The following is a 14,319-nucleotide window of genomic DNA, read 5'->3' on the forward strand; positions in this document are numbered from 1 at the left end:
CCACATTAGGTCAATGCGCGAATAGCTATGTCGCCTCACGTACCTTTGTTGGGATGGACCCGACAGTAGAGACAATGGGTCAGCCACCCGAAAGTATGGGCAGTAACCGTCAAATCACCATGGTAGCTCCCGCTTCGTCCTTAATCGCCGCCGCCACCCACTCCTCCAACGCGCTTTCCGGCACTTGCAGCAACCGGGCGTCGAACTGCACTTGATACTGCACGTCGCCGGGAACGTCGGCTAACACTTTCAGCACCATCCCCGACTCATTGGCCGCCACCAGAACCTGACCCTGGATGCCCAGCGCCAGCCGTGCCTGCACCCGGTCGCCACGCTCGAAACGGCTGGGATTCCATGGCGCATCGGCGGCAATCAATTCCACATCCCGGCAGCCGATGATCCGTCCGCCGGCTTCCAGAAAATGAACCGAATAGATGATCTGATCTTGCAGGAATGTTCCGATGTCGCAGACATAACCGATGCTACCGCGCCGGATCAGCACTTCGCCCCGGTTGGCACCGGGATAGGTGCCATCATCGCGGACGGTGCGGATCACCCGAACCGCGTCGCTGTCGGCGAACAGGGGTCGGGACATCAGGCGCTCCGCCGCAGGCTATCCAGCGAAATCCGGGTCTCCCCCGAGTGGCGCCGGAACACCGAGAACACCTTTTCGGTCTGCGGGTCCGAATCCACGAAGTCCTGATAGGCGCGCTTCAGGCAACGGGCATAGCGTTCGGATTCCGCAGTGGCGGATGCGGCCATCGGTTCAGCGGCCAGGTAGTTATGAAGGCGTTGCAAAATGTGCAAACGGCACACCTGCACCACAGCGGGATCGTAGGCGATGCCGAAGTGATCCAGAAAATCCTCGGCAGACACGAGATCGGTCAAATCCATACTTTGCGGGTCGGTCATGGGATTCCTCCTGATTCAAACCAGTGGCGCTGCAATGGAATTCAGCGCGGGCGCTGCGTGGACTTCCCGGTAAAAGGTTTCCAGGTCAGCGGTTTCGGGTAAACGCTTGCATTGGCCGACGAAGGCGCGGATGCGCTGGAGTACGGCGCCAGCCTGAAGCGAACTCAGCGCGATGCCCAGATCGTGATAAACCTTCAGCACCGCCTGAGTGCCGGAATGCTTGCCGAGCACCAGCCGGTGGCTACGACCCAGTTCCGCCGGGTCCACCCCCTGGTAATTCAGGGGATGTTTGAGCAGACCGTCCACATGAATCCCGGCTTCATGGGTGAAAGCGCCTTCGCCAACCAGACTTTTGTGCCAATACAACGGTCGGTTGGCGGCAGCGGCCACCCGTTGCGACAACGCCGGGAAGCGTGACAGATCCAGCTCGACTTGAAAGCCGTACAGCTTGCGCAAACCCAGCGCCACTTCTTCCAGCGCGGCATTGCCGGCGCGCTCGCCGAGACCATTGACCGTGGTGTTGACATGGCTGGCCCCGCCCAGCGCGGCGGCCAGGGTATTGGCGGTCGCCAGCCCCAGATCGTCGTGAGCGTGCATTTCCAGTTCAAAATCGACCGCCGCCCGCAAACGCTGGAAAATGGCCAGCGTGCCAAACGGTTCCATGATCCCCAAGGTATCGGCGAAACGAAAGCGCCGCGCCCCGACGACTTGGGCCGTCTCGGCGGCGCGTAACAAAAAATCGTGATCGGCCCGCGAAGCGTCTTCGCCGCCGACAATCACCTCCAGCCCCAATTCCCGCGCTTGGGGCACGCAGCGACGAATCGCGGCCAATGCCTGCTCGCGGGTCCAACCCAGTTTGTGGCGAAGCTGCTGGTCAGAAAGCGGCACCGAAAGATCCACCGCCCACACCCCCAGATCGCGGCACAGCCGCAGATCGGCTTCGCACATCCGGCTCCACACCAACAGCCGGGCGTCCAGGCCCAGCGCGGCCAGATCGCGAATGCTGTCCTGTTCCTCCGCGCCCATCGCGGGAATGCCGATCTCCAGTTCCGGCACCCCCAGCGCAACCAACTCGCCGGCGATAGCCCGCTTTTCATCCTGAGTAAAAGCGACCCCCGCCGACTGTTCGCCGTCGCGCAGGGTGGTGTCATCAATCGTGATCGTGCGGAAAGGAGCGGTCATCACGGCAATCTGGCCTGAAGCGGTATTGCCGTAGAGGTTTACAAAGCCCGTGCCAATTCAGGATCAGTTGTTAAACAAGGAGTTGGCGGACTAATTCCGACTGTTGCGAAGGGTTTCGCACAGAATCAGGCGGGCGGGTTGTTGGAAAGGTGACAATCTCAGGACTTTCGCTTTCTGTCATTCCCGTTTGCGCGGGAATCCAGGTGGGCGTATTGGCAGTGTGGATCAGGAAGTCGCCGAAGTTTGCGCGCTCACGCCCTGCAACCAGGCCTCATAACCGCCCCGGAGCAACGAAACCCGTCCTTGCAGCTTGCCCTGAAGCCGGTGATAAGCCTGCACCGTTCGCCCGCCCTGCTGGCAATAGAGCAACAGTTCCTCGTGTGGCTCCACCTGAGCGGCCCAGGCTTCAATCTGATCCAGCGGCGCATGGATCGCCTCAGGAACATGTCCAGCAGCAAATTCAGCCGTAGTTCGGATATCCACCCAGCGCAAGGCCGGGCGCTGTTGGCTGGCCGCTACGCTGAGCCAAGGCAGAGTGTCGGTAGGTCGCTGCGTGGGAGTGGCGCAAACGAATGAAGTCTCAGTTAGCGTGCGGATCGTGGGTGACTCACCGCACAGCGGGCAACCCGGATCACGCGGCAACCGCAGTCGTTGAAAGCGCATCGTCAGCAGGTCAATTTTAAGCAGCGCCCCAATCAGCGGCTCCCCGATGCCCAGGATCAGCTTCAACGCCTCATGCGCTTGCAACACGCCAAACAGCCCCGGCACGGTGCCCAAAACCCCGGCTTGCGCGCAGCTTGGGACGGTTTCGGGAGCGGGCATTTCAGGGAAAAGACAACGATAGCAGGGGCCATTGGGTGCGGCGTAGACCGCCAGCATCCCCGAAAAGGCGCGGATGCTGGCGCCGATGTACGGCTTGCCCGCCAGCACACAGGCATCATTCACCAGATACTTGGCAGCAAACTGATCGGAGCCTTCAATGATCAGGTCATACGCGGCAATCAGGTCGGCGGAGTTGGCGAGCGCGAAGGCTTCGGGGTAAATGTCGATCTGAAGGTGCGGATTGAGCGCAAGCAAGCGGTCGCGGGCGGCTTCGACTTTGGCGCTGCCACAGGCCGCCGTGGGGTACAAAATCTGCCGCTGGAGATTGCTGAGTTCCACGCAATCCGGGTCAATAATCCCCAGACGGCCTACGCCCGCCGCCGCAAGATACAGCAAGGCCGGCGTACCCAACCCGCCCGCGCCGATCACCAGGACGCTGGCTTGCTGCAGCTTGTGTTGACCGTCCAGCCCGATTTCAGGCAGGCTCAAATGACGGGCATAACGCAATTGCTCGGCGCTGCTCAGCGGGGGCGGTGTACCGGTAGAACGGATCATCCCAGAGTTCCTCTATCCGATTTGCGCAGGCGTTGCCGCTTCACGAAACAAATCCAGCCAGGCGCACACCCGATCCTCAGGATTGGGAGCGCTAAGCACATCAGAGACTACCGCGATGGCGTCGGCGCCTGCCGCCAGTACGGCTTCCGCCCGTTCCAGGGTGATGCCGCCAATCGCCACCAGCGGAAGCTCGCTACAGCGCGTCTTCCATTCGCCGATGCGGGCCAGACCTTGGGGCGACCACGGCATTTGCTTCAACGTCGTTGGGTAAATCGGTCCCAGCGCCAAGTGATCGGGCTGTGCCTCCAGAGCGTTCGCCAACTCTTCAAAACTGTGAGTGCTAATCCCCAGTTTGATCCCCGCCGCCTGGATCGCCGCTCGATCCGCGCCCGCCAGATCGCCCTGCCCCAAGTGCAGCCAGCGTGCGCCCAAGGCAATCGCCTCCCGCCAATAATCGTTGATGATCATCTGGCAATCGTCGTAGTCGGCGGCAATCGCCAGCGCCTCGCGAAGCTGGCGCTGAACGGCGGCTGTGGACTGTTGCTTGATCCGAAGCTGGATTGTCCGCACCCCCAACGGCAGGAACCGCCGCAGCCAGCGGACATCGTCCACCACCGGATAAAACCCATAAATGCCCGCTGTTTTCATTTTGTGGGTTCCTGTGGCGACGAGTGCCAGAACGGAGTTCCGGTAACCGGTGTGCTCGGTTCCGCCATATCCTGAGCCAGCATCGCGCCGGCTAGATAAGCCAGCCGGCCGGCTGCAACCGCCAGCCCGAAAGCGCGTCCCATTTGAACCGGATCGGTGGCGCGAGCCACTGCGGTATTGACCAGCACTCCGTCGTAGCCCATCTCCATTGCCTGAAGCGCATGGGAAGGTTTGCCGATGCCGGCATCTACGATCAGCGAGATTTCGGGATAACGAGCGCGCAAGGTTCGCAACGCATAGGGATTATTCAAGCCCTGTCCCGATCCAATCGGCGCACCCCACGGCATCAGAATCTTGCAGCCGGCTTGAATCAGCCGCTCGGCGACCACCAAATCCTCAGTGGTGTACGGAAACACCTCAAAGCCGCGCCGGCACAACTCTTCCGCCGCTTCCACCAACAGGAACGGATGCGGTTGCAGGGTGTAATCGTCGCCGATCACTTCCAGTTTCAGCCACGCTGTCTCGAACACCTCCCGCGCCATTTCCGCCGTCGTCAGCGCCTCTTTCACGGTTTTGCAGCCGGCGGTATTGGGCAAAACCTGTACGCCCATCTCCTTAATCAGCGACCAGAACTGACTTCCAGCGCGACCCGAAGCCGACTCCCGCCGCAGCGAGACCGTTACGATAGCGGCACCCGATGCCTGGATCGCCTGTTGCAATACCGCCAGTGACGGATAGCGGGCGGTCCCCAGCAACAGCCGCGAACCCAGCGCACGGCCCCCGATTTCCCAATTCGGCGTGGTCATCCTTAACCTCCCTGCATCGGGGCCACAATTTCCAGGCGATCCCCGTCCTGAAGCGGAGTCGCGGCATAGCGGCTGCGCGGCACAAACTCATCATTGTGCGCCACTGCAATCAGCGCGCATTGATAACCCCAATGAGTGATGGCCTCCGCCAGAACCTGTGGCTGATCCAACTGCCTTTTCTCGCCATTCACTTCAATGATCATGCGCGTCCTCCTCCGGTTGCCGGGCCGCTAGACTGCCATAATTTCGCCGTTGCCGCCGGGCGGCGCTGCTCACCAATAAATGCCGCCACCGCCTCCGCCAGCAACGGACTCAGCAGATAGCCGTGGCGGTACAAACCATTGATTCGCAGCAATGTGTCGTGTTGCACGATGCGCGGCAAATGATCCGGCAACGCCGGTCGGCACTGGGTGTTCATTTCGACAATTTCCGCTTCGGCAAAAGCCGGGTGCAAAGCGTAAGCTGCTGACAGCAGTTCCAAGGTAGAGCGCACGGTGGCGGGTCGCAGCGAATCGCTTTCAAGGCTGGTCGCGCCGACCACAAAGCGATGGTCAGGGCGCGGCACGATATACAGCGGATAACGCGGGTGCATCATCCGAATCGGGCGGCGCAAATGAACTTCGCGGGTGCGCAAGGTGATGATCTCGCCGCGCACTCCGCGCAAATCGCTCATCTGCTCCCGCGCCGCCAGCCCCCGACAATCCAGCACCCAGTCAAAGGCATGGCGCTCACCCCGCAGGGTGATTTCTCCCGGCGCCAGATGCTCAACTTCGGTCATAAAATTCAACTGCGCGCCATTCTGCCGCAGCGTCTCGACCAAAGCGGGCAACAGCGAGCGCGGATCGATCTCGCCTTCTGGAGCAAAATACAGCCCTTCCGCAAAGCGGCCTTCCAGTTCCGGTTCCAACTCGCGCAACGCATCCCGTTGCAGCCATTGCCGGTGAGCGCCAAAACCGGCGTGGGTGACGCGCTCGGCCAGATGCTGCATTCCCGCCCGATCTCGATGATGGGCGACCACCAGCGTTCCCTCACAGGTCATATGAACCGGCAGCGCCAAGGTCGGAGTGACCGCCTGCCACCGTTTGAGGGCGGCAGCGCCCCAATGCGCTACCGCGTCTTCGGCCTCGCTCAATTCGCAATAAGGCGCCAGCATTCCGGCTCCGACGTGGCTACAGTGATGATCCAGACGTTCGCCGCCCCGCTCGAACAAGCTGATCTGATGACCTTGGCGCTGTAACCACAAGGCTTGGGTCAGTCCGGTAATTCCCGCGCCGATCACGGCGATTTGGTAAGAGCGCACGTCGTTCTCTCGGTGTCTGATGATCCACAATGGAGGGCATTCAGTAATGGCGAATGATACCAAACCTCGATAGATCTAACGGCTTTCCCGCGAAACCCCGGGGAGAACAACAGTTATTGCCAAGAAGAAACATGGAGAGATTGTTGACTGAAGTGTGATTTCGTATTGTTGATCGGGAAAATCGCTATAACCGTCCCAATACGCGATCAAGGTCGGCCCCGGTAAAAGTTTTAGGAGCGCTCTGCAAATCCAGCCACAGGAGCCGTTCCAGCATCCCGGTCCGGTGGAGAAAACGAATCACTGAGCGAACTGACACGATGTGGTATTCACCTTTTAATCGATCTGCCAAAGAATGATCGGTAAAAGTCAGATTAGCCTTGAACAAACCGCTACCCAGTCGGGTCAGCCGGTCAATCGCAATAACATCCGGCTGGTATTGCTGCATCAGCGGGTGTTGCTGAACCTCGCTGCGACTATTGACCACGCCTTTCGCCATCGCCGCCACCACCAGTTCCAACAACCATTGATTGCTGTTTTGGAAGTCCAATGATTGCGGATGGGCAATCGTATTGTAGTGTGCCTGGTGCAAACGCCAGACGGTTCCACTACGCAATACCTTGACCAAGGCGCGCTGCAGTTCAGGATTCGGTACGGCGACGATGACCTCATAAGCAAACGGATCATCCAAAAAGAAAGTGATCAAGCCTTCATCGTAAAGTGAAGAAGAATCCGTCCCACAGCGATTGAGCAAATGGATCACCGTCCATTGACCCTTGGGGTCATTGCGTAACGCAAAGCCCAAATGACTAAAGCGCAAACCATAGTTGGACAGGTCCGCACCCACTCTACCGATCATGACAACTTCAGCGTTATTTGAATCCAGGGTACTGAACAACTTCACTCCCAGCCGGGACGCTTTAGCCAGCCCCTCCGGCGTGAGCGGTTTCTGTGTACACGCGGTTCCCGCCAACGCCGTTGTCGCCAAGAACACCAGCGTACAAGTGCCGATCAGCGTGAGAACGCCTGATCGTATTCGTCGCCGATGTCGGTTCATTGCGGATGTTGGGAGTGGTGCAAGAGACTTTTGCTGAGTTCATTCGGGATAAAAGCAATCATTTTTCCCGCATGTATTAAGGCATAACCGGCGGATTCGGTGACCACCTCCACGGTGGATCCAATAGCTTTCGACAACCCAGCAGCGATTTCGGAAGTGACCGTGACGGACACGGCAGTAGCTTCGGAGGCACCGGCCAGAACGACTACAGCACCTTCCGCTGATGCTTGAACGGCTTTCACGGTCAGAGTAGCCGAACCCGCGACCACCTCGATACTCCCGGCGACGAGGGTGGATGCGCCTTCCACCAAGAGTGAAGAGCCTTGCGATACCCGACTGCCTTCCGCCGCATCCGCCAAGTTGGCACCGGCCAGCCACACAGCAACGATGATGTATTTGATGAAACCCATCTTTCAGGTGTTCCGACTTTTCAGCGACAGCTTGGGGCGTCCCAACGACGGAGTTGGCGTACTCGGTGGCGGGGTTGGCGCGGCGGATATGTGTGGTGGGATTGGCAGAGTTGGCGCGGTAGGCGCAGCGGACTGCGCTCCGGCATCGGGTTTAGGTTTCTTCTCGAATACTTGTACTGCCGGATTTTCCAGCCTGAAACCGCCATCAGGCAGCGCCGCACCCGGTTGACCCGTGATCGCCGCCACCCACTGCGGATAGCGTTCCGAAGCTTCCTTGATCGTATTCCAGGTTTTGTTTTTCAACTCCACCACTACCGTCCGGTTATTCGCCTGCACCGCAAACAGCACGGTTTGCGGCGAAGCAGGCTTGCTTTGGGGCAGTTGGTTGATCTTGATCGTCACATCCAGTTTGGCGGAAATCGCCATTGCCATCACCTCTTGCAGTAGGGCAGTCATGTCAACCGTGGTGGGTCTATCTGCGGATGCAGCGGTCGCAGGCATTTTTTTCGGCCGGGGCGTTTTAGCGAATTCCTGCTGCTCCGGCGTCACCTCACCGGACGGTTGGCCATCTGCCCCATAGCGGGCACCGCCGAGCACCACTGCTTTCCGGTAGGCGTTAGAGCCAGTGTAGAACGCCAGCGCTTGCCGGAGCTGCTTGCGGCTCACGTCCAGCAACGCTGGATGTACGCCGGCCAGCGCGAACAGTTCCGAGCCGATGCCAATCTTGAGTGGTTTGGGAGTGGAACGGCTAAAACAATCGGGGAAAATCTCGACCAGCCGGTTGATCAGGGAAAAGATATCGTCGGGCATCGCCACATCTCTAGTCGTTGCATGGGTACAGAATACTCTATTCAGGATAGAGCTAATCAGCAATTCTGTGAACGGGCCGAGCATCCGGCTGTAATGCAGCGCGATCCCCGTGCGCTCGATTCCTTTCTCTGGTCGGCTGTCATCACCGGATTGCTCATGCCGCGCTGGTGGAGTGGTTGGTAAAAAACCAGACGTTTCAGTGGGAAGGGTGAAGATTATGGGTGGCAGGGGCGGTGGGTTCGGGGAAAACAACCCATTAGACCGGTTGGGCACTGGGCTTAAACCACTGGATTTGCCCTTGTGTCGAGTCGTTGGGTGAGTTCTACTGGGGCGATAAAGACGCTGACGATGCCGGTTTGCCCGGCCTGCGGTTCCGGTGACACGGCCGGCCACGGTCACTGCTATCACCCCATGATTTAAGATTAACAGAACGCTAACCCATTGCTAATTCAGAGAGTTATCTTTAATAAATTTGAGCAAGCTATGGATTAGCCAGCAGATAAAATTCACCGGTATAGGGAGGGTCGCTGGCAACTTTTACGGTCGCTCGCCAATCCCGTCGCCCTGCGGTACAAACGGGCAAAATGGCCTGCCCCCGCCAAGTTCCATCGGCTTGTTGACCCAGATCAAAACGGTTAAACCCCATATCCATATCGGCCATAGTAAAATAAACAGTCACTGCTTTGGCTTTAGCCGCCGTTGTTCCAGCCAGACTGACTAAAACAGGAAATGCAGCCAGTGGCTGTACACTGTCTCCCAATTTAAGTGCTATAGCCAACTCTGAATCGCTGATCGTACAAGTTTTATTTATTGGATTACAGGCGCGATCAGCATTTAGAATGACAGTCTGCTCTGAGCGATGCTGTAACCAATCACTGAGGTGGGGATAGTACATACTGCTTAATATTCCTAAAACAAACAAAATTGCAGCCGTTGCACTAAATATCAAAAGATCGTTTTTTGTTATCTTGTGTTCCATATTTACCCCAACTCCAGCACGTCGCCGTTGCCCAAAAATAAATTCGTCTGAGAACCATGCCGGGCCGTCCCTTGCACCACTGGCAGACCGACTTCCAGCATTTTCTCAACGGCTGTGCGCCCGGTGCAGTGGTTGCACGCGACTTTGGCGATCCCGTAACTGCTCAGAGCGTTGACCACCTGCTCCCGTGACTCGTCCCAGTCCTCCAGGGGCGCAATGTGCAACCCGCCATAGATCGCATGGATGCGTTCGCCGCCGGTGAAGGTGCGACGGGCGTAGTCCAGCAGGTTCAGCACCCCCCCATGACCACAGCCGGTGACCATCGCCAAGCCCTGATCCTGAAGATTGGCGTATAGCACATTTTCGCCCTGCACCTGCAACAGCGTACTCATCGGAAAACTAACCAGCGCCAAACCGGGAAACAGCGCCAGCGGCTGGTCAGTGGGGACGGTGATCACGGCTCCGGTATGGCCCTGCTGCTGGATGAAAGCAAAGCCCGCTGGATGAAACCCTTCCGGGACATAGATCGTAAGGCCGGGACAATGCCGGAGGGTCGAACCGATTCCCCAGAAATGATCAAAATGCTCGTGACTGATGATCAGGGCTTCGATTTGACCCTGCTGCAACAGCCGGTCAATACCCTCCTCAGTGAAGCGGCGATCCATCCATTGGGGATTCCAGCCGGTATCGAACAGCAGACGGCGCACCGTCCCATCCGTCATCTCGATTTCCAGCAACGCCGAGAAACCAGCCGCGTTATCGGTGTGTAACGCGCCGAACGGCGGCCATGGAATGGTGTATTGATCAGTTTCAGCGCCCCCCGCAACCTTGATGTCGCCAAACACCGTAGCGGTATCAAACCAGCCGGTTTCGGAGATGCAGACAATCCGCAAACGTTTCAGGACGCCCATATCGAAGGTGGGACGGGTATCTGACATGACGATCACCTCTCGCAAAAATCCAGGTCAGGCCGGAATTACCAACTCAACGTTTTAGTGTTGTCCTTGAACAAGAAACTACCGGTCAGGTCAGGATTGCCCACTTTAACGCCGGATAATAAATCTGACTCTTTCACGCCGTAATGCTTCATGCACATCGGGCAGATTAAAACCGTGGCTCCTTTACTCATCAGTTCGCCCAGCATCTTCTGATGATCAGCAAATTTGGCGGCATTTCCCTTGGAACTAATAAATACGCCCTTGTCATTGAGAAAGATCGTCAAGGGATGCCCGCGATCCAGTTGATTTTTACCGAAGGAGATTGCCATATCAGCGCGATGCGCGTCATCCGTGGTCAAATTTACGAAGAGTGGATCGCTGTCTCCGGCGAAAACTGTAGCGACACTGCCAACCATCAGAGCCAAGGCCAGTGCTAAATGTGAAAAAAACTTCATGAGTGACTCCTTAGAGGATAAGGGAAAGAACAAGTTTAATGTCAGCGACTCATACAACACTGACGGCATTGATCCATCATGGATTTCAAGAGTTCCAGCGGAGGACGCTTTCAAGAACATGCACGAGCATATAGATCGCTACGCTGACCATCATGACCGCGAACAGCTTTTGCAATTGAGGCCCGGCGAGGCGATGGCTTAATTTCGCGCCCAAACCCATGCCGAACAGCCCGCCGAACACAAATAAGGCCGTCACCTCCAGCGCCAAGGGTCGGCCCGCCAACAGATAGGACGCACTGCCCGCCGCACTGATGATGGCGATGACCAGCAGCGAAGTCGCTACCGCACGATGCATCGGCAGTGACGCCACCAGCACCAGGGCCGGCACAATCAGGAACCCGCCACCGACGCCGAACAAACCGGACAACAACCCGGTGATCATACCGGTGAGCGCCAGCATCAGGGCGCAACGGGAAGTCAGGGTCAAGCCGCCGGCGGGATTGACCCGGCAAGCTGGCCCTTCGGCAGTGTCGGAAGCATGTTCACCGGCGCGCACGACTTTAGCCTCTTCCGGATTGCGGACGGCTTTTCGCCACATCCGCACCGCCACTAACAGCATCAGCAGGGCAAATCCACCCAGCAGCAGTTCAGCCGGCAGTTTTGCACCCAATCCGGTTCCCAGCGGCGCTCCAATCATGCCGGCTACTCCAAACAGCAAGGCGGTTTTGATCTCCACTTCGCGCCGCCGCAGGCGAACGATAGCTCCAGCCAGGGCAGTAGCGCCCACTGCGACCAGCGACACCCCCACCGCCTCGTGCGCGGGCATCGCCAAGCCGTAAACCAGCAGCGGCACCGCGAAAATGGAACCGCCGCCGCCGGTCAATCCCAGCGAAAAGCCGACCAGGAGGCCGAACAGCAGGCTTACCATGTCCGTATCCTATCCCTGTTCATGTTGATCACAGGGCGCCCGGAACTCCATCGGCACATTCGGCGGACACTGGCCGCACAACCGATTACCGGGTACGGCGAAATCCATCTTGCGCGGATAAGGCAGATCAAGTCCGTTCATGATGGCGACAAAGGTTTCCAGCGACGTTTGATCCTTCAAGCGCGGATTGCGGGCTTTTTCCTGGGCAATGGTGGAAACAAAGCGGCCCTCGTAATCATGGCCGGGATAGACCAGAGTTTCATCCGACAGGGTGAACAACTGGTCATGGATGCTGCGATACAGGGTGGCGGCGTCCCCGCCTTGAAAATCGGTGCGCCCGCAAGCGTCAATGAGCAGCGCATCCCCGGAAAACAGCAGCAGATGAGTTCCATCGTCCACCCGGTAGCAATGGTGAGTCGCAGTATGTCCGGGCGTAAACAGCGGCCACAGCTCGATATGGCCGAGGTGAAAGCACTCACCCTCGCGCAGGCCGATGTCGGTGCAGGGCAGTTGATCCATCGCCGGCCCGCAGATTTGGCTTCCGGTCAGGCGCTTGAGCTTGAGCGCGCCGCTCAGATGATCGGCATGAATATGCGTGTCCAGGGTATAGCTCAGGGTCAGCCCCAAGCTTTGCAGCACTTGCAAATCCCGCTCGGCAGTGTCAATCACCGGATCAATGATCGCGCACGCGCCGGTGTCCGCACAGGCCAGCAGATAGCTGTAGGTACAGGATACGGGTTCAAAAAGCTGTCGGAAAATCATGTCGCACCCCTTGCGCTACGGTCGGGTCGCGACCGCCAGAAACAGCGGATATTCCCGGATGCTTTGGTCAGTCGCTTTTTTCATCCGGTAGCAGGTGGAAAATTCCACGCCGCTGAATCCCGCAGCCATTAGTTGCGCCCGCAATCCCTCACGATCGAGGCCGCAATGGCCGGTAAAGCCCGCGCCATGAAACGAGCCATCTTCCCAATCCAAATCAGCGATAGCCAACCAGCCTCCCGGTAGTAGCAGCGCATGGAAATCCCGCAACAGCGGTTCAATTTCAGCGACGTGGTGCAAGGTCATCAGGCTGTAGATCAGGTCGTAGCGATCCGACGGCAGCGGATCGCAGGTTAAATCGAGTCGCAGCGGATGCAGGTGATCGAGCTGGGCGGCGGCAAACTTGGCTTCCAATACCGCCAGCATCCCCGGCGAGGCGTCCGCCAGGGTGATCGAGCCTAAATCCCTGTGCAGGGCGAGACTCAGCAATCCGGTTCCGCAGCCGTATTCGAGGGCGCGCCAAGCCGATGACAGGGGAATTCGCTGCCGAATAGCAGCGGCCACCGCCTCCGCCCGTTCCTGCTTGACTGGATCGGAGTCCCAGGTTTTGGCTTGGTCATCGAAATTCATCGCAGTCCTCGCGCTGGTTGTCATGTTTCGGGTTCATTGGTAGCACCGCAAAATCGCTGAGCTAAGTATCAGCTGCTGAATTCCTCAAAGGCGCGCAATGCCTCAGCCGCATACATCAGCGCCGGCCCGCCGCCCATGTACACCGCAACAGCCAAAGTTTCATTCAACTGTTCGCGGGTTACGCCCAGCCGTACCAGGGTTTTTACATGAAAACCAATGCAGCCATCGCAGCGCGAAGTGACTCCAATAGCCAGGGCAATTAACTCCTTATCCAGTTCCGACAATACGCCCGGTGCCATCGCTGCTTTCGCCATCGCCCCAAAACCGGTCATGGTTCCGCCGGCTTCCTTATGCAAAGGGCCAAGCGCTTTGCTGATATCCTGAGTAATTTGCTTGAACGACTTACCGCTCATCATTCTCTCCCAGTGGGAAGAGCCATCCGAACGGGGATGGCGCCGAGGATGCCGATAAAGCTAAGCAGTAGTTTTGCAGGCCTTGATGCCCAACAGGGTATAAGCCGGACAGAAGCCAAATCCCCCGGTGAGTACTGGTACAACGCCGATCCAACCCCAAATTCCTACGGTTCCGGTAGCCGCCAAGGCGATCAACCCTAATCCCGCGACGACTCGAATGATACGATCAGCCGTTCCGACATTGCATTGCATGGCAATACCTCCAAATTAAAATGTGAGTGACGCAACAAAAACGCCCGATGAAAGGATTACTCTGGCGCACAAATTTCCTGCCGCCTGACGGCCAGCAGGGTTCGTCCGGTTAGCACTGCCACCACCACACTGAGCAGTACCAGCAACCCGAATCCCAACAATGGGAACAACGGGAGAGGCAGATGCGTACTCATCACCAGCGTGGCAATTGTCAGTGCAGCCAACGGGAAAGAATAGGCCCAAGCCGAAATAAAGAACGGCGACCGCAGAAACCTCACCGCATTACTGGCTAACAGCAAGGCGAGGAACAGTGCGGTATAATAAAGAATACGCCCGAAGGCATCCACGCTGCCGGTCAAACGGATATAGGCGATAAAGCCTACTGAAGGCGGCGCCAGCAGGATGGCAGTCATTCACTCCCCCGGGTGCGGCAGGGGCGGGAGGGGGAGTCCAGCGCGGCGGTCGG

At 58.1% G+C, this 14,319-nt stretch carries 20 protein-coding genes; all 20 read right to left on the bottom strand.

The features are described from left to right. Positions 1 to 109 precede the first annotated feature (109 nt). Positions 110 to 595 carry a nitrogen fixation protein NifZ gene (locus tag BN874_RS00765; RefSeq protein WP_034430201.1) on the bottom strand — a complete coding sequence of 162 codons (486 nt, stop codon included), beginning with the start codon at positions 593 to 595 and terminating at the stop codon, positions 110 to 112. Beyond that, a complete protein-coding gene (nifW, locus tag BN874_RS00770; protein WP_034430203.1) occupies positions 595 to 912 on the bottom strand; it encodes a nitrogenase-stabilizing/protective protein NifW in 318 nt (105 codons plus the stop codon). Before nifW ends, BN874_RS00765 begins: the two co-directional genes overlap by 1 nt. Before the next feature lie 15 nt (positions 913 to 927). Then, entirely contained in the window at positions 928 to 2,094 is a 1,167-nt protein-coding gene (gene nifV / locus BN874_RS00775; protein ID WP_034430204.1) for a homocitrate synthase, read from the bottom strand. Between the two features lie 225 nt (positions 2,095 to 2,319). Then, positions 2,320 to 3,471 carry a molybdopterin-synthase adenylyltransferase MoeB gene (gene moeB / locus BN874_RS00780; RefSeq protein WP_034430206.1) on the bottom strand — a complete coding sequence of 384 codons (1,152 nt, stop codon included), beginning with the start codon at positions 3,469 to 3,471 and terminating at the stop codon, positions 2,320 to 2,322. 12 nt (positions 3,472 to 3,483) lie between these two features. Then, complete coding sequence (locus BN874_RS00785; protein WP_034430207.1) at positions 3,484 to 4,119, bottom strand: thiamine phosphate synthase; 636 nt, start codon at positions 4,117 to 4,119, stop codon at positions 3,484 to 3,486. After that, on the bottom strand, positions 4,116 to 4,925 hold the full coding sequence (locus BN874_RS00790; RefSeq protein WP_034430209.1) for a thiazole synthase: 810 nt from the start codon (positions 4,923 to 4,925) through the stop codon (positions 4,116 to 4,118). Before BN874_RS00790 ends, BN874_RS00785 begins: the two co-directional genes overlap by 4 nt. 2 nt (positions 4,926 to 4,927) lie before the next feature. Continuing rightward, positions 4,928 to 5,128, bottom strand: coding sequence for a sulfur carrier protein ThiS (thiS, locus tag BN874_RS00795; RefSeq protein ID WP_034430211.1), 201 nt, complete (start codon positions 5,126 to 5,128; stop codon positions 4,928 to 4,930). Then, entirely contained in the window at positions 5,125 to 6,225 is a 1,101-nt protein-coding gene (gene thiO / locus BN874_RS00800; protein WP_051497262.1) for a glycine oxidase ThiO, read from the bottom strand. Before thiO ends, thiS begins: the two co-directional genes overlap by 4 nt. A 184-nt stretch (positions 6,226 to 6,409) precedes the next feature. Then, positions 6,410 to 7,279, bottom strand: a complete 870-nt coding sequence (locus BN874_RS00805) for a DUF2145 domain-containing protein (RefSeq protein ID WP_081756038.1) — start codon at positions 7,277 to 7,279, stop codon at positions 6,410 to 6,412. Next, positions 7,276 to 7,689 carry a hypothetical protein gene (locus BN874_RS21985; protein WP_051497264.1) on the bottom strand — a complete coding sequence of 138 codons (414 nt, stop codon included), beginning with the start codon at positions 7,687 to 7,689 and terminating at the stop codon, positions 7,276 to 7,278. Before BN874_RS21985 ends, BN874_RS00805 begins: the two co-directional genes overlap by 4 nt. 3 nt (positions 7,690 to 7,692) lie before the next feature. Continuing rightward, entirely contained in the window at positions 7,693 to 8,499 is an 807-nt protein-coding gene (locus BN874_RS21990; RefSeq protein WP_051497265.1) for a ProQ/FINO family protein, read from the bottom strand. A 481-nt stretch (positions 8,500 to 8,980) separates the two neighbouring features. After that, complete coding sequence (locus BN874_RS21995; protein ID WP_051497266.1) at positions 8,981 to 9,478, bottom strand: hypothetical protein; 498 nt, start codon at positions 9,476 to 9,478, stop codon at positions 8,981 to 8,983. 2 nt (positions 9,479 to 9,480) lie between these two features. Beyond that, the gene (locus BN874_RS00825) at positions 9,481 to 10,416 is read right to left on the bottom strand and encodes an MBL fold metallo-hydrolase (RefSeq protein WP_034430213.1); all 936 of its coding nucleotides are present in this window, start codon (positions 10,414 to 10,416) and stop codon (positions 9,481 to 9,483) included. 38 nt (positions 10,417 to 10,454) lie between these two features. Next, positions 10,455 to 10,871, bottom strand: a complete 417-nt coding sequence (locus BN874_RS00830) for a DsrE family protein (protein ID WP_034430214.1) — start codon at positions 10,869 to 10,871, stop codon at positions 10,455 to 10,457. An 85-nt stretch (positions 10,872 to 10,956) separates the two neighbouring features. Continuing rightward, positions 10,957 to 11,799 carry a sulfite exporter TauE/SafE family protein gene (locus tag BN874_RS00835; RefSeq protein ID WP_034430215.1) on the bottom strand — a complete coding sequence of 281 codons (843 nt, stop codon included), beginning with the start codon at positions 11,797 to 11,799 and terminating at the stop codon, positions 10,957 to 10,959. 9 nt (positions 11,800 to 11,808) lie between these two features. Next, complete coding sequence (locus BN874_RS00840) at positions 11,809 to 12,561, bottom strand: MBL fold metallo-hydrolase (protein WP_034430216.1); 753 nt, start codon at positions 12,559 to 12,561, stop codon at positions 11,809 to 11,811. Between the two features lie 15 nt (positions 12,562 to 12,576). Beyond that, positions 12,577 to 13,188 (bottom strand): class I SAM-dependent DNA methyltransferase, encoded by a 612-nt coding sequence (locus tag BN874_RS00845; protein ID WP_051497267.1) that lies wholly within the window; start codon positions 13,186 to 13,188, stop codon positions 12,577 to 12,579. A gap of 68 nt (positions 13,189 to 13,256) precedes the next feature. After that, on the bottom strand, positions 13,257 to 13,601 hold the full coding sequence (locus BN874_RS00850; protein WP_034430221.1) for a carboxymuconolactone decarboxylase family protein: 345 nt from the start codon (positions 13,599 to 13,601) through the stop codon (positions 13,257 to 13,259). A 60-nt stretch (positions 13,602 to 13,661) separates the two neighbouring features. Continuing rightward, entirely contained in the window at positions 13,662 to 13,853 is a 192-nt protein-coding gene (locus BN874_RS00855) for a YgaP family membrane protein (protein WP_034430222.1), read from the bottom strand. 56 nt (positions 13,854 to 13,909) lie between these two features. Further along, the gene (locus BN874_RS00860; protein WP_051497268.1) at positions 13,910 to 14,266 is read right to left on the bottom strand and encodes an SLAC1 family transporter; all 357 of its coding nucleotides are present in this window, start codon (positions 14,264 to 14,266) and stop codon (positions 13,910 to 13,912) included. Positions 14,267 to 14,319: the final 53 nt, after the last annotated feature.

Source organism: Candidatus Contendobacter odensis Run_B_J11 (genome assembly GCF_000531125.1).
GTDB classification, from domain to species: Bacteria; Pseudomonadota; Gammaproteobacteria; order Competibacterales; family Competibacteraceae; genus Contendibacter; species Contendibacter odensensis.